The sequence below is a fragment of the Amycolatopsis sp. NPDC000009 genome, from assembly GCF_055563465.1.
In genome coordinates this window covers 70,935-85,340 of record NZ_JBVHDI010000014.1, presented here as the reverse complement: position 1 = coordinate 85,340, position 14,406 = coordinate 70,935, and the positions used below count along the sequence as shown (strand labels likewise).

The 14,406-nt window shown below is 68.0% G+C and carries 17 protein-coding genes; 8 read left to right on the top strand and 9 right to left on the bottom strand.

Annotation, left to right across the window (positions count from 1 at the left end; all coding sequences use genetic code 11):
* Positions 1-49 precede the first annotated feature (49 nt).
* Together ACZ3HL_RS30345 and ACZ3HL_RS30340 are read left to right on the top strand one after the other, a co-directional pair.
* Entirely contained in the window at positions 50-1,768 is a 1,719-nt protein-coding gene (locus tag ACZ3HL_RS30345; protein ID WP_465534956.1) for a DEDD exonuclease domain-containing protein, read from the top strand.
* 161 nt (positions 1,769-1,929) lie between these two features.
* On the top strand, positions 1,930-2,214 hold the full coding sequence (locus tag ACZ3HL_RS30340) for an Lrp/AsnC family transcriptional regulator (protein ID WP_126733773.1): 285 nt from the start codon (positions 1,930-1,932) through the stop codon (positions 2,212-2,214).
* A 76-nt stretch (positions 2,215-2,290) separates the two neighbouring features.
* On the opposite strand, the gene qcrB is transcribed toward ACZ3HL_RS30340, so the two are convergent.
* The 4 genes from qcrB to ctaE are packed head-to-tail and all read right to left on the bottom strand — an operon-like array spanning position 2,291 to position 6,621.
* Complete coding sequence (gene qcrB / locus ACZ3HL_RS30335) at positions 2,291-3,958, bottom strand: cytochrome bc1 complex cytochrome b subunit (RefSeq protein ID WP_465534955.1); 1,668 nt, start codon at positions 3,956-3,958, stop codon at positions 2,291-2,293.
* Positions 3,955-5,088 (bottom strand): cytochrome bc1 complex Rieske iron-sulfur subunit, encoded by a 1,134-nt coding sequence (gene qcrA / locus ACZ3HL_RS30330; RefSeq protein WP_465534954.1) that lies wholly within the window; start codon positions 5,086-5,088, stop codon positions 3,955-3,957. Before qcrA ends, qcrB begins: the two co-directional genes overlap by 4 nt.
* Positions 5,085-5,942, bottom strand: coding sequence for a cytochrome bc1 complex diheme cytochrome c subunit (gene qcrC, locus ACZ3HL_RS30325; RefSeq protein WP_465534953.1), 858 nt, complete (start codon positions 5,940-5,942; stop codon positions 5,085-5,087). The genes qcrA and qcrC overlap by 4 nt, the downstream gene beginning before the upstream one ends.
* 55 nt (positions 5,943-5,997) lie before the next feature.
* The gene (ctaE, locus tag ACZ3HL_RS30320; RefSeq protein ID WP_409495809.1) at positions 5,998-6,621 is read right to left on the bottom strand and encodes an aa3-type cytochrome oxidase subunit III; all 624 of its coding nucleotides are present in this window, start codon (positions 6,619-6,621) and stop codon (positions 5,998-6,000) included.
* A gap of 95 nt (positions 6,622-6,716) precedes the next feature.
* Here ctaE and ACZ3HL_RS30315 point away from each other — a divergent pair, with 95 nt between their 5' ends.
* From ACZ3HL_RS30315 to trpD, 3 genes are all read left to right on the top strand, one after another.
* Positions 6,717-7,133 carry a hypothetical protein gene (locus ACZ3HL_RS30315; protein WP_465418913.1) on the top strand — a complete coding sequence of 139 codons (417 nt, stop codon included), beginning with the start codon at positions 6,717-6,719 and terminating at the stop codon, positions 7,131-7,133.
* Positions 7,134-7,194: 61 nt separating this feature from the next.
* A complete protein-coding gene (locus ACZ3HL_RS30310) occupies positions 7,195-7,605 on the top strand; it encodes a hypothetical protein (RefSeq protein ID WP_016336048.1) in 411 nt (136 codons plus the stop codon).
* 4 nt (positions 7,606-7,609) lie between these two features.
* Positions 7,610-8,641 (top strand): anthranilate phosphoribosyltransferase, encoded by a 1,032-nt coding sequence (gene trpD, locus ACZ3HL_RS30305; protein WP_465534952.1) that lies wholly within the window; start codon positions 7,610-7,612, stop codon positions 8,639-8,641.
* Positions 8,642-8,658: 17 nt separating this feature from the next.
* Here the strand turns inward: trpD and ACZ3HL_RS30300 are convergent, their stop codons facing one another.
* Positions 8,659-8,880: a hypothetical protein gene (locus ACZ3HL_RS30300; RefSeq protein WP_465534951.1), complete on the bottom strand. Its 222-nt coding sequence runs from the start codon at positions 8,878-8,880 to the stop codon at positions 8,659-8,661.
* Positions 8,881-8,887: 7 nt separating this feature from the next.
* Here ACZ3HL_RS30300 and ACZ3HL_RS30295 point away from each other — a divergent pair, with 7 nt between their 5' ends.
* Positions 8,888-9,328, top strand: a complete 441-nt coding sequence (locus ACZ3HL_RS30295) for a hypothetical protein (protein ID WP_465534950.1) — start codon at positions 8,888-8,890, stop codon at positions 9,326-9,328.
* A gap of 132 nt (positions 9,329-9,460) precedes the next feature.
* On the opposite strand, the gene ACZ3HL_RS30290 is transcribed toward ACZ3HL_RS30295, so the two are convergent.
* Positions 9,461-10,426 (bottom strand): helix-turn-helix domain-containing protein, encoded by a 966-nt coding sequence (locus tag ACZ3HL_RS30290; protein ID WP_465418921.1) that lies wholly within the window; start codon positions 10,424-10,426, stop codon positions 9,461-9,463.
* 52 nt (positions 10,427-10,478) lie between these two features.
* Here ACZ3HL_RS30290 and ACZ3HL_RS30285 point away from each other — a divergent pair, with 52 nt between their 5' ends.
* Positions 10,479-10,874 carry a cupin domain-containing protein gene (locus ACZ3HL_RS30285; RefSeq protein WP_465418923.1) on the top strand — a complete coding sequence of 132 codons (396 nt, stop codon included), beginning with the start codon at positions 10,479-10,481 and terminating at the stop codon, positions 10,872-10,874.
* On the opposite strand, the gene ACZ3HL_RS30280 is transcribed toward ACZ3HL_RS30285, so the two are convergent.
* The gene (locus ACZ3HL_RS30280) at positions 10,871-11,833 is read right to left on the bottom strand and encodes a GlxA family transcriptional regulator (RefSeq protein ID WP_465534949.1); all 963 of its coding nucleotides are present in this window, start codon (positions 11,831-11,833) and stop codon (positions 10,871-10,873) included. The genes ACZ3HL_RS30285 and ACZ3HL_RS30280 overlap by 4 nt on opposite strands.
* Before the next feature lie 82 nt (positions 11,834-11,915).
* Between ACZ3HL_RS30280 and ACZ3HL_RS30275 the strand changes: the two genes are divergently transcribed.
* The gene (locus tag ACZ3HL_RS30275) at positions 11,916-12,791 is read left to right on the top strand and encodes a DMT family transporter (protein ID WP_465534948.1); all 876 of its coding nucleotides are present in this window, start codon (positions 11,916-11,918) and stop codon (positions 12,789-12,791) included.
* Positions 12,792-12,855: 64 nt separating this feature from the next.
* Here the strand turns inward: ACZ3HL_RS30275 and ACZ3HL_RS30270 are convergent, their stop codons facing one another.
* Both ACZ3HL_RS30270 and ctaC read right to left on the bottom strand, forming a co-directional pair.
* A complete protein-coding gene (locus ACZ3HL_RS30270) occupies positions 12,856-13,275 on the bottom strand; it encodes a cytochrome c oxidase subunit 4 (protein ID WP_125787918.1) in 420 nt (139 codons plus the stop codon).
* A 40-nt stretch (positions 13,276-13,315) separates the two neighbouring features.
* Positions 13,316-14,254, bottom strand: coding sequence for an aa3-type cytochrome oxidase subunit II (gene ctaC, locus ACZ3HL_RS30265; protein ID WP_465418930.1), 939 nt, complete (start codon positions 14,252-14,254; stop codon positions 13,316-13,318).
* Positions 14,255-14,406 lie beyond the last annotated feature (152 nt).

Below are 14,406 nucleotides of genomic sequence, written 5' to 3'. Positions count from 1 at the left end.
CGATGGGACACCCCGGGATTGTCGGTGCCCGCCCCTACTGTGCCCGACCATGGACACCGGACGGCGGCCCGGCGCGGCGCAACTCGCCTTCGACGAGCTGGGAACTCCTTTGCGGGACATCACTTTCGTCGTATTCGACCTGGAGACCACGGGGACGAAACCCGGTCCGGACGGGATCACCGAGATCGGGGCGGTCAAGATCCGCGCCGGCGAGGTCGTCGGCGAATTCGCCACCTTCGTCAATCCGGGGATGCCGATCCCGCCGCAGATCGTCGAGCTCACCGGCATCACCGGCGCGATGGTCTACGACGCTCCCCGCATCGAGCGCGTGCTGCCGGCGTTCCTCGAGTTCATCTCCGGTGCCGTGCTCGTCGCGCACAACGCCGCCTTCGACACCGGCTTCATGCGAGCGGCCTGCGAGGGCCACGGATACCACTGGCCGAAGACGGCCGTCGTCTGCACGGTCCGGCTCGCCCGCCGGGTCATCTCCCGCGACGAGACGCCCAGCTACCGGCTTTCCGCACTGGCCGCGTTGTTCGGCGCGCGCACGACGCCCAACCACCGAGCGCTCGCGGACGCGCGCGCCACCGTCGACGTCCTGCACGCCCTGCTCGAACGGGTGGGCAACCTCGGCGTCCACACCCTCGAGGAGCTGCTGGACTATCTGCCCGAGGTGACCGCCGCCCAGCGCCGCAAACGTTCGCTCGCCGAGCATCTGCCGTCGAGGCCCGGCGTCTACCTGTTCCGCGGCCCGAGCGACGAGGTCCTCTACGTCGGGACGTCGTCCGATCTGCGCCGCCGGGTCCGCCAGTACTTCACCGGTTCGGAGAGCCGCGGCCGGATCCGGGAGATGGTCGCGCTGGCCGAACGGGTCGACGCGGTCGAATGCGCGCACGCGCTGGAGGCCGCCGTCCGGGAGCTGAGGCTGATCGCCGCCCACCGCCCGATGTACAACCGCCGTTCCAAGAACCCACGGCACTCGTGGTGGGTCGCGCTGACCGAGGAGGCGTTCCCGCGCCTGTCGGTGGTCCGCATGCCGCGAGACGGGATGCTGGGGCCCTTTCGCACCCAGACCGACGCCCGGACCGCCGCGGACACCCTCGCCGGCGCCTCGGGCCTGCGGACGTGCACCCAGCGCATCTCGGCGACTGCGCCGAACGGGACGCCCTGTGTCCTCGCGGAGCTCGGGCGCTGCGGGGCGCCGTGCGCCGGGAAGCAGACGATCGAGGCGTACCGGCCGAGTGTGCTGGCGGTGTCCGGGCTCATCGCCGGGACGGACGGACGTCCGCTGCGGGCCGCCGCCGATCAGCTGGCCCGGCTGTCCGCGGCGGAGCACTACGAACAGGCCGCTCAGCATCGCGATCAGCTGGCCGGGCTGATCCGCGCGGTCGGCCGGGCGCACCGGCAGTCGGCGCTGGCGGGTATCCCGGAGCTGATCGCCGCCGGGCCGGACGGGAACGGCGGCTGGGAACTGGCGGTGATCCGGCACGGCAGGCTCGCGTCGGCGGGGGTCGCGCGGCGCGGCGTGCCGCCGATGCCGGTGGTCGAGATGCTCGTGGCGTCCGCGGAGACGGTGATCCCGGGGCCCGGCCCGCTTTTCGGCGCGATCCCGGAGGAGATCGGGATCCTCCTGCGCTGGCTGACCCGCCCGGGAGTCCGGCTCGTGCGCACGACGCGTCCCTGGGCGGAGCCCGCCGCCGCGGGCGGCTGGCAGGAGTGGCTCGACCTGGCGGCGAGCGCGACGGCGCTGGAACGAGTGGCGGGCTAGGATCTTCCCTTGGCGGGACCGATGCGGTCTCCCCAAGGGCGCCCCGCGCCCGACGGAGACTTCACCTCGCGCGCCTCTTTCGGGCCGAAGGCCCCCGGAAACGCGATGAAGGGGCGCCCTGCCTGGTCGAGTTGGCGCGACAACGAACACAGGAGGACCCTTTGATCACGGCGATCGTGCTGATCCAGGTCGAAGCCGATGCCATCCCCGAGGCGGCACAGGCGATCGCGGACATCGACGGTGTCCGCGAGGTCTATTCCTGTGCGGGCGATGTCGATCTGATCGCTTCGGTCCGCGTCGCGGCCCATGAGGACCTCGCGGACCTGATCCCGGCGAAGATCGGCAAGGTCCCCGGCGTGCTGAGCACGGTCACGCATATCGCGTTCCGCTCGTACTCGAAGGCCGACAGCGAGTCCGCGTTCGACATCGGCGTCGAAGGCGCCTGAACCTCCCCCAAGTACATGAAGGCCCCCTTCCTTGCGCCTGGCGCAAGGAAGGGGGCCTTCATGTACTTCTGACGAGCTAGTGCCCGGAGGTGATCTCCTTGCGCTCCTCGGACGGCTCGCCACCGATGTCGTCGACCTTGCCGTCGCCGTGCCCGTTGGACCGGGCGCGCTCCAGCGCGATCGTCTCCTCGACCGGGTCCGGGGACCAGGTCGAACCGGCGACGGCGTGCCCGGCCGAGCCGAGCTTGTTCATCTTCTTCGGGACCGACGCGCCCTGGTACTCGAGCGGGATCGCGTGGCCGTGGTCGTCCACCGGGCCGAGCGGCTGGTGGATCTCGATGAACTCACCGTGCGGCAGGCGCTTGATGATGCCGGTTTCGACACCGTGCTCCAGCACCTCGCGGTCGGCCCGCTGGAGGCCGAGGCAGATCCGGTAGGTGATGTAGTAGGCGATCGGCGGGGCCAGCAGCACACCGATCCGGCCCGCCCACGTCGTCGCGTTCAGCGAGATGTCGAAGGCGAACGCGATGATGTCGTTGAAGCCCGACAGCATGATGACCGCGAAGAACGTCAGGGCCATGATGCCCAGCGAGGTCCGGACCGGAACGTCGCGTGGACGCTGCAGCAGGTTGTGGTGCGCGGTGTCCTTGGACAGCTTTCGCTCGATCCAGGGATACATCAGCAGCAACCCGATCAGGATCGGCATCCCGAGCCCACCGGCGAAGAACACCGCCGGGACCGTGTAGTTCCCGAGGTAGAGCTCCCATGCCGGCCAGATCCGGAGCAAACCGTCGGCCCAGGCCATGTACCAGTCCGGCTGAGAACCCGCCGAGACCTGCGCCGCGTTGTACGGGCCGATGTTCCAGATCGGGTTGATCTGGAAGAGGCCCGACATCAGCGCGATGACGCCGGTGACCAGCGCGAAGAACGCACCGCCCTTGAGCGCGAAGACCGGCATGATGCGGACGCCGACGACGTTGGTCTCCTTGCGGCGCACGCCCGGGAACTGCGTGTGCTTCTGGTACCAGACGAGCGCGAGGTGCGCGGCCACCAGGCCGAGCATGATGCCCGGCAGCAGCAGGATGTGGATCGTGTACAGGCGCGGGATGATCTCGTTGCCGGGGAACTCCCCGCCGAACAGCGCCCAGTGGATCCAGGTGCCCATGACCGGCACCGAGAGCACGATGCCCGACAGGGTCGCGCGGATACCGGTACCGGAGAGCAGGTCGTCCGGGAGCGAGTAGCCGAAGAAGCCTTCGAACATGCCCAGGACCAGCAGCAGCGCACCGATGACCCAGTTCGCCTCACGCGGGCGCCGGAACGCGCCGGTGAAGAAGATCCGGAACATGTGCACCATCATCGAGGCCACGAAGATCAGCGCGGCCCAGTGGTGCAGCTGGCGGACGAACAGACCGCCGCGGACGTCGAACGAGATGTCCAGCGTGGTCGCGAAGGCCCGCGACATCTCGACGCCCTGCAGTCCGGTGTAGCTGCCGTTGTAGACGACCTCCTCCATGGAGGGGTCGAAGAACAGCGTGAGATAGACACCCGACAGCAACAGGATGATGAAGCTGTAGAGCGCGATCTCGCCGAGCAGGAACGACCAGTGCGTCGGGAACACCTTGTTGAGCTGGTGCCGCATGCCCTTGGCCAGGTGATACCGGTCGTCGGCCCACTTCGCACCAGCGCCCGCGGCCTTCTCGACCGGGTTCGTCCCCTTCGTCGGGGTGGTGAGTGAACTCATGACTTACGCTCCCAAAAGGCCGGTCCGACGGCCTCGTTGAAGTCTCCGCGCGCGATCAGGTAGCCCTCAGAGTCCACTGTAATCGGAAGCTGGGCCAACGGCCTCGTCGCCGGCCCGAAAATCGGCTTGGCGTAGTGGAGCGCGTCGAACTGCGACTGGTGACAGGGGCAGAGGATGCGGTTGGTCCGCTGCTCGTACAGAGAGGTCGGGCAGCCGACGTGGCTGCAGATCTTCGTGTACGCGTAGTAGTCGCCGAAGTTGTAGTCCTCCTGGCCCTGACGCTTGACGACCTTGGCGGCGTCGGTCGGGCGGAGACGGATCAGCATGACCGGGTTGTCGACGCGTTTGAAGGCGGCCGACAGCGCGTGCTCGTCGTCCTTCTCGGACTCGCGGTACGGGAACACCGTCTCCATCGCGCCCGCGTCGAGGTCCTCGACCTTGACCAGGGAGATCTCGTGCGGACGGCCGGTGTTGCGGCGCAGGTAGACCTTCTCTTCCGGGAAGTTCTTCTGCCAGCCCGAGTGCCACAGCGAGTCGCGGTTCTCGGTGTCCTTCCACGGGTCCTTGATGAAGGACGCGACCGGCAGCGCCGCGACGGCGAGGCCGAGCACACCGGCGCCGGCGCCCGCGGACCGCTTGATCATCGAGCGGCGCGCGATGGTGCTGCGGCTGCCCGAGTCGGCGAGCTGGGCGATGATGGTGGCCTTGTCGACCTCCTTGGAACCGCCGTCCCCGCGCTCCTGGACCGAAACCTCGGCCGGGATGAACTTCTTGGTGTAGAGGATCACACCGATGCCGATGCTGAGCACGGCCAGCCCGAGGGTGACCCCGAGCAGCGGCGTGTACAGCGTGTACTGGGTGTAGCCGTGCGTGCCCGGCTCCTTGTACTCGAACCAGTGCGGCCACGCGATGAGGACCACGAACGCGAGGCCGGACAACGCGGCCAGCACGAACCAGAGGGCGACGGCGCGCTCGGCGCGCTTCTCCGCCCGCGTCCCCTCGACCGGCCACGGCTTCGGGTACTCCACGATCTCGACCCCGTCGAGCGCGGTACCCAGCTTGACGAGCTGGTCGCGATCCATGTCCGCCAACTCCGCCTCTGTCGGCGGCTTCGGCCCTTCGGCGCTCATGCCTTCGATCCAATCCACAACGTCACGCCGATCAGCGCGGCGATCCCGACGATCCACGCGATCGCGCCCTCCGAGGCCGGGCCAAGACCGCCGAGCGAGCTACCGCCAGGAGAGTTTTTCCCGTCACTAACGGACTTCACGAACGCGATGATGTCCTTCTTCTCCTCCGGCGACAGCTGCCGGTCGGAGAACTTGGGCATGTTCTGCGGCCCGGTGAGCATCGCGGTGTAGATCTGCTCTTCCGTGGCCGGGTCCAGGTTCGGGGCGAACTTGCCCGAGGAGAGCGCGCCTCCGCGGCCGGTGAAGCCGTGGCAGGAGGCACAGTTGAGGCGGAAGAGCTCGCTGCCGCGCGCGACGTCCTCGCCGCGCAGCGCGTCACCCTTCTCGGCGGGACGCTGCGCGCCACCGCCGTTGGCCTGGATGTAGGCACCCAGCGCGTTGATCTCGGCCTCGTTCAGCTTCGGCGGCTTCCGCTGCGCCTGGGCTTCCTGGCGGACCGCCGGCATACGGCCGGTGGAGGTCTGGAAGTACACGGCCGCGTCGCCGATGCCGATGAGGCTCGGGCCACGGTCCGTGACACCTTCGAGCTTCGGCCCGTGACATTCGATACACGTGTTGTTGTAGAGCTTCTCGCCCTCGCGCAGGAGGGCGGATTCGCCCTGCGCCTGCGCGGTCTGCGGCTCCGGGGCGAAAACGGCGTACAACCCGCCCACGCTCAGCAGCGCGATCCCGAGCGCCAGCGCGCCGGCGAACCGCCTGCGAGCCTTCGACCGCTTGCGGAAGCGGCGCTGCGCCGAATCCCGCCTCCGCGCGGAAGAATCCGTCGGCGGAGTGTTGTTCTTGCTGGAGGTCATCTTGCGGCAACCCTTGCTGTCAGTTCAGGCCGATAGGTCGTGGTGGCGGCTTCGTTCACGGAAGGATGTAGATCACCGCGAACAGGCCCACCCACACGATGTCGACGAAGTGCCAGTAGTACGACACGACGATCGCCGAGGTGGCCTGAGCCGGGGTGAACTTGCTCAGCTTGGTGCGGATGAGCAAGTACACGAACGCGACGAGCCCGCCGATGACGTGCAGGCCGTGGAACCCGGTCGCGAGGTAGAAGACCGTGCCGTACGCGCCGGACGGGATCGTCAGACCCTCGTGAATCAGGTTGATGTACTCGTAACCCTGGCCACCCACGAAGATCGCGCCCATGATCAACGTGATGATGTACCAGCGGCGGAGGCCGAACACGTCACCCTTTTCGGCGGCGAAGACGCCGAACTGGCAGGTGAACGACGACGCCACGAGGATCACGGTGAACGGGATCGCCAGCGCGATGTTCAGGTGGAAGGGCTCACCGTGCAGCGGCGGCGGCCATTGGCCGGACGCGTTCTGCGCCTTCACGGTGAAGAACATGGCGAACAGTCCGGCGAAGAACATCAGTTCGCTGGACAGCCACACGATGGTGCCGACACTGACCATGTTCGGCCGGTTCAGCGAGTGGACCCGCTGGCTGATGGTGGGAGCTGCCGTTGTCACGCGTCGCATTATGTCCTCTCACGCACGGGGCCCGCCGGGTGGGTCCACGGCGGGTCGCGTGCGTGTCGGGTCACATCTGAACGAAAGTGGGAACAGGGCTACTCATGGGTTTACTAGATCGGCTTCGTGACCTGGTCAAGAAGCCGAAGCTCCCAGGCCTGACCGTCGACACGCCCGGCGTGGAGATCGTCGTGGAGGCCTTCGATCCCGCCGAGGCGGATTCCTCGGCGTTGGCGAGATCACCCGCTTGGGTCGCCGAAGCGCCGGCGATCCTTCGCCATCACCTGAAACTGCCGCCCGAAAAGGTGGCGGAGGCGGCCTCGATCCTCGCCCAGGACGGCTGGGAGCTGCGAGAACAGGGTCACGAAGGCGATTTCGCCCTGGCGCACGCGGTGCGGGTCCAGACCCTCGACGCGCTGCACTGCGCGCAGGAACGGTCACGGATGGCGGGCCTCGCGCAGCGGCTCGGCGGGGATTCGCTGGGGTGGGACGCGCTCCAGCCGTCGGGTGCGTCCACGTGATGTCGGTCATGGCGGATAACATCGCGGGGTCGACATGACTAGACGAGGCGGAGGCGCGCTCATGGGCGAGCAGGCGATGCGGATCCTGGTGTTCAGCCACAAGGCGGAGGTACGCGAGGCGATCATCAACGCCGTCGGCCGCAGGCCCGCCGCCGACCTCGGCCGGGTGGACTACACCGAGGCGTCCGGCATCTCCGAGGTCCTCGTCGAGATGGACGCGGGCAACGTGGACCTGGCCATCCTCGACGGCGAGGCGCAGCCGACCGGCGGCATCGGGCTGACCCGCCAGCTGAAGAACGAGATCGAGGACTGCCCGCCGATCGTGGTGTCGGTGCGGCGCAAGGACGACCGCTGGCTCGCGACCTGGTCGCAGGCCGACGCGGTGCTGGTCCACCCGCTCGACCCGCTGACCGCCGCCGAAACCGTCGCCGACGTGCTGCGCGCCCGGCGGGTGCCGGCCGTGCACGGCTGAGCCGATGGGCTCGGCAGCCAAGACCTGGCCGTCCCTGCTCAATCAGCTCATCGCGCGCGCGGATCTGTCCGAGGAGGACACCGCGTGGGCGATGGACCAGATCATGAGCGGGGCGGCGACGCCCTCCCAGATCGCCGGGTTCGCCGTCGCGCTGCGTGCGAAGGGTGAGACACCGGCGGAGATCTCCGGCATGGCCGACGCCATGCTGGCGCACGCCAAACGGGTGACCATCGACAGGCCGTCGGTGGACATCGTCGGGACCGGCGGCGACCGGTCCAACTCGGTCAACATCTCCACCATGGCCACGGTGGTGACGGCCGCGGCGGGCGCCCCGGTGGCCAAGCACGGCAACCGGAGCGCTTCGTCGAAGTCCGGCGCGGCCGACGTGCTGGAGGAGCTGGGCGTCACCATCGACCTGCCGCCCGACATGGTCCAGCGCAGCGTGAACGAACTGGGAATCGGCTTCTGCTTCGCGCCGAAGTTCCACCCCGCCCTGCGTCACGCCGGCCCGACGCGCGGCGAGCTCGGCGTGCCGACGACGTTCAACCTGCTGGGCCCGCTGACCAACCCGGCGCAGCCGCGCAGTTCGCTGATCGGCTGCGCGTACGAGGACAAGACCCGGGTGCTGGCCGAGGTGTTCGCAAGGCGCGGCATGACCGTGCTGCTCGTGCGCGGCGACGACGGGCTGGACGAGATCACGACCACGACCACGAGTTCGGTGTGGGTGGTCTCCGGCGGCGAGATCACCGAGCGGAGCTTCGACCCCGCGTCGCTGGACATCCCCAGGGTGACCGCGGAAGACCTGCGCGGCGGCGACGCCGCGCACAACGCTGAAGTCTTCCGTCAGGTGATGTCCGGGAAGACCGGGCCGGTGCGGGACGCGGTGCTGCTCAACTCGGCGGCCGCGCTGGCGGCCTTCGCCGGGTTCTCGGGGTCGTTGGAAGACGATCTGGCCGCCGGGTTCGCGCGGGCGGCCTCGGCCGTCGATTCGGGCGCGGCGGCGGACCTGCTGAACCGGTGGATCGCCTTCGCCTGACCCTTTGCCATCCGAGGTCAGGCGAAGTTCTCGGCCAAGGACGCGAGATAGGTCCAACGTCGGTTCACGCACATCCAAGGCCACAGGGCCCGGTTTCGCTTCGCTTCAAAGGTCGACGTCTCAATGAGGAGAATCACCTTGAGCATATTCGCTGTAATATGGACCGGTATCGCTTCGAGCTTCACCGCATCCCTGGTGTGGATTTTCGCATTGAGGGCCATACGTCCAAGGCTGGCCATTTCGCCGATGATCGCCTACGAAAATACTTCAGACGGAGGACGTCAGTACACCGTCAAGCTTGTCAATTCGAGCAGGAACGCAGCCGTCGATGTCCGTGTCGAACTGGTCGCCGTGCAAGCACAGTCAACGCAGGGCGGGCAGGTCATGAACCGTACTTACCACGACCTGGCGGAGCCGAACCCGCTTCTGATACAGGGCAGAAAGCGAAACAAGTCCAGCCCATGGAACCTGAGCGCCTATCGAATCAGAACTTCAGCACCATTGCATGAACTGTTCGGACGCGGAGATGAACATATCCGAGTGCGAGTACATGCGAAGCATGAAATCTCGGGGATAGGACGAACTTTCGAACGCTACTACCATCATCCTGAATCGGAATTGACCTCCGGCCGGTTCACACGTGGAAACAGTATCGAAGTCGTCCCTCACGACACCGGCGACTCATGACTTCGAGCCGCCGCTCAAGGACATATGGCCTGGGCGTGTTGATGAAGGATTCGGGACACTGAACGTCCCAAATCCTTCATCAACAGCCCCAGACCAAACCGATCCTGAGACCGACCGGACGAAACGCGTCGGTCACGAGGCGGTGCTGAACCGCGCCCGGTAAGCCGTAGGCGTCAGTCCCGTGGCGCGCCGCAGCTGGGTCCGCAGATTCGCCGCGGTACCGAAGCCCGACGCCCGCGCCACTAGGTCCAGCCGCTGCTCCCCGCGCTCGATCAGCCGGCACGCCAGCGCGATCCGTTCCGTGGTGAGCCACGCCAGCGGCGTCGTCCCCAGTTCGGCGCGGAACCGCCGGTGCAGGGTCGCCTGGCTGGCCGCCGCCCGCGCAGCGAGGTCGGCGACGGTGAGCGGGCGGTCCAGCCGTTCACGCGCCCAGGCGAGCACCGGCGCCAGCGAGGTGTCCGGCACCGGCGGCAGTGGACGCTCGACGAACTGCCGCTGGCCGCCGTCACGGTGCCCGGCGAACACCAGCCGCCTGCTCACCGCGTTGGCGATCTCGGCGCCGTGGTCACGATTGATCAGGTGCAGCCCCAGATCGAGCGCGGCCGCGCTGCCCGCCGCGGTCAGGACGTCGCCGTCGTCGACGAAGAGGACGTCCGGCTCCAGCAGCACTTCGGGATACAGCTCGCGGAACAGTCCCGCCCACTTCCAGTGGGTCGTCGCGCGGCGTCCGTCCAGGACACCCGCCTGCGCGAGGGTGAAGGCGCCGGTGCAGAAACTCACCAGCCGGGCGCCCCGCTCGGAAGCGGCGCGAATGGCCGCCAGCACCTCTTCCCTGGCCGGGGTCTCCGGATCGGGCCGGTTGGGCACGATCACCGTGTCGGCGCTCTCCGCGGCTTCGAGCCCGGCGACCCCGGTGAGCGTGAACATGCCCAGGTGCATGCGCACGGACGGCTCGGCGGTGCACAGGGTGAAGCCGTACCAAGGCCTGTCCAGTTCGGGCCGCCGCAGGCCGAACAGTTCGGTCGCGACACCCATTTCGAAGGGGTTGGATCCTTCGTCGACCAGGACGGCGACCTCGTGCGAGGAATCATGCGACATATGCGATTCCTAGCACTCACCGCTCCGGTGGTCCAGCGGCCAGGATCGGATCATGAGCAAGCAACCGATCGATCTGGGAACCGCGCTGGCCGGTTTCGACGAGATCTGGAGCCCGCGGATCGTCGCCCACGTCAACGACTACGACGTCCGCCTCGCCAAGGTCGCGGGCGAGCACGTCTGGCACGTGCACGAGAACACCGACGAGTTCTTCCTCGTCCTCGACGGCACGTTGGACATCGCGTTGCGCGAGGACGCGGGCGAACGAGTCGTCACGCTCCCCCGCGGCTCCGTGTTCGTCGTCCCGCGCGGCACCTTCCACAAACCGTCCTCAGTGGACGGTGCCTCGCTGTTGCTGTTCGAGCCGACCGGGACGCTGTCGGTCGGCGACGAGCACGACGAGGTCCCCGAGCACGTCCATGTCACGGTAGGGCAGGAAATCTCCTTCTAGCCGACGGAAAACGTCCTTCGGTAAGCACTCGGACTGGTCCCCCGCAGCTTGCCGAACTGATGACGCAGCGCCGCGGCGGAGGCGTATCCACAGGCGACCGCTATGTCCTCAATGGACAGACGGCCTTCTTCGAGCAGCGACTGCGCGCGGTCGAGACGGCGTTCGGTGAGCCACCGGTGCGGCGTCGTCCCGGTGGCCGCCGAGAACCGGCGCAGGAACGTGCGCTCCCCCAATCCGCTGCGACGGGCGAGTTCCGCGACGGTGAACGGCCGGTCCAAACGCCGCTCGATCCATTCGAGCGCTTCGGCGAGCACGGTGTCGTCCGGCGCGGCGGTCTCGGGCACCGGCGCCTGCACGAACTGGGCCTGCCCGCCCACCCGATGCGGCGCCGCGACCATCCGCCTGGCCAGCGTGGTGGCCGCGGCGACGCCGCGCAGTTCCCGCACCAGATGCAGGCACAGGTCGACGGCGGCGACGGTTCCCGCGCTCGTGAGGACGCCGCCGTCGTCGACGTACAACGCCTTCGGGTCGACCTTCGCCGTCGGGAAGCGCGACCGGAACTCCTGCTCGTAGACCCAGTGCACGGTGCAGTTACGCCCGTCGAGAAGCCCCGCGTACCCGAGCGAGAAGACACCCGCGCAGAAGCCCGCGACCCAGGCACCCCGGCTCGCCGCGTCACGCAGGACTTCGAGCACCGGCTCCGGCGGGCTCGCGCTGCGCGGTGCGCAGGTCGGCACGATCAGCAGGTCGGCGGACGCCGCGAAGTCCAGGCTCTCCAGCCCGTCGAGCCCGAAGCCGGACCAGCTCAGGACGTTCTCGCCGCCGGGCGAGCAGACCGCGAAATCCCAGCCCTCGATGCCGTCGGCGCTGCGATCGGTGCCGAAGACCTCGCACGCGACGCCGAGTTCGAACGGCGAGACCTGGTCGGCGAGCACCACTGCGACCTTCTTCACATCCATTCGCCCAGTGTGTCACAAGTTTTGCGGTCGATGTCATCTCTGACACTGGTTGAACGCGCACGCGACGGCGAAAGTGGTCGCCATGAACAAGAACAACCCCGTGTTGCAGTGGACCGCCGCGATGGCACTCTCCGGCACGATCGGTGCCGTCGTCCTCGAAAGCGGTGCCGAAGCGCCCGCCGTGGCGTTCGCGAGGAGCCTGGTCGGCGGCCTGCTGCTCCTGGTGTGGAGCGCCGCCCGGGGCTGGCTCCGCCCGTGGACACTCAGCCGCCGCGACCTGCTGCTCGCCGTCCTCGGCGGCCTGTTCCTGGTCGGGAACTGGGTCCTGCTGTTCGCCTCGTACGCGCTGTCGTCGATCGGGGTCAGCACCGTCGTCTACCACACGCAACCGCTGATGCTGGTCGGTCTCGCGGCGGCGTTCCTCGGCGAGAAGATGGCGAAGAGCCAGCTGGTCCGGGCACTGATCGCGTTCGGCGGGGTGACGCTCATCTCGTTGTCCGCGCACGGCGCCGACGGGAAGCCCATCCGCCTGGAGGGGATCGCGCTCGCCCTCGGCGCGGCCGCGCTGTACGCCGGCGCTTCCTTCGTCGCGAAGCAGCTCAAGCACGTTCGCCCGCACGTCCTGGCGGCCGTCCAGCTGGTGACCGGCACGATCGTGCTCGCCCCCGCGCTGCTGGTCACGCCGCTGCCCACGGACACCTCGGGGCTGCTGTGGCTGGTCCTGCTCGGGACCGTGCACACCGCGCTGATGTACGTGCTGATGTACGCGAGCATCGGGAAGCTGCCGACCACCACGGTGGCGCTGCTGTCCTACGTCTATCCGGTGGTCGCGGTGGTGGTGGACGTCCTCGCCTACGGGCACCGGCCGACGTGGCCGGAGGGCCTCGGGATGCTGGCCGTCCTGGCCGCCGCGCTGGCCCCGAAACGCGCGGAGGCACGCCAACCCGCCCGCGTTTAGTCCTCTGAATGCGAAAAGCGGCGCCCGGTCCGAAGACCGAGGCGCCGCTTTCGGCGTCAGAACGTCACTCGTGGTTCGGACCCGTGTGGTACTCGAACACCAGCCCGCCGATGGCGACGATCACCAGGCCCAGCGCGATGATCAGCAGCCAGATGTGGAAGAACGCGAGCGCGACACCGGTCAGCGCGGCGGCCGCCGCGAGACCGATCGGCCAGTAGCTGCCAGGGCTGAAGAAGCCCAGCTCACCGGCACCGTCGCTGATCTCGGCGTCTTCCCGGTCCTCCGGCCGCGGCTCGATGCGCCGCGCCACGAACTGCAGGTAGCTCCCGGCCAGGAAGGCCAGGCCACCGGTGAGGATCAGGGCCACCACACCGACCGGCTCGACGCCGTCCCGGGTCATCGTTCCGGTCATGTACGCGTAGATACCCGCCACGACGACGGAGAAGACCGCGACGAGGAAGAAAATCCGTCCTTCGACCTTCATGGACGTTGCCTCACTCCTGTTTCGGGCTCGAACAGCCGGGTCAGTTGGACGCGACCCGCGCGGTGCGGTCGGTGTTGAACGGGGTGGTGGTGACGGCGTAGGGCGAGCACAGTTCGCCGCAGTTCATCGCCGTCAGCGCCTCGGAGGCCGTGTTCGGCTTGCCGCTCTTCGGGTTCACCGTGCCGCGGAGCTGGATGTACTGCGCGTACTTGTCCGGCGAAAGCGCCCTGACCTCGAAGTTCATCCCCGAGTGGTAGGTGCCGCACAGTTCGGCGCAGCGGCCGACGAACGAACCTTCCTTGTCGATCGAGTTCTGGAAGGTGAAGTCCTGGTTGTTCTTCTCCGGGTCCGGCATGACGTCCCGCTTGAAGTGGAACTCCGGCACCCAGAACGAGTGGATGACGTCGGCCGACCGCAGGTTGTACTGGATCGTCTTGTTCGTCGGCAGGACGAGCAGCGGGATCTCGGTCGAGCTGCCGACCGTGGTGATCTCGGGGTCGTCGTGGTTCTTGGAGTCGCTCTTGTACTTGAACTCCCAGTTCCACTGGAACGCGACGATGTCGACCGTGACGTCCGGGTTCTCCGTCTCGGCGAGCACGCGGTTCTCGGTGGTCGCGGTGAAGAAGAACAGCACGCAGACCATGATCGTCGGGACGACGACCGTGAAGATCTCCAGCGGGATGTTGTACTGGAACTGACGGGGCAGTTCCTCTTCCGCGCCGTCGGCGGTCTTCTTCTTGCGGTGGAAGATCGCGGTCCAGAAGATCAGCGCCCAGACGATGGCGCCGACGACCAGCGCGGCGATGACGGTCCACGTCCACAGGGTGCGCATGTCGTGCGCCTGCGGGGTCACCCCGGCAGGCCAGCCGAAGCGGAGGATCTCTTCCCCGGAACAGCCCGTCGCGGTCAGCATCACCAGCACGGCGAGCGCGACTACGCGACCAGACCGCTTGACTGGGGTGCGCTCTGGATTTCCCACTGCGCCTTGCCCTTTCACCCAGAGCCTCCTCGACCGATCTTCGTGACAGGCGGAGCCTAGCCGAGTTGTGGCGCCGCGCTGACCAAGGGGTGACCCCAACACGCGTATCCCCCACCACATCCGGGTGTACACACCCACCGGCATACTGGGCC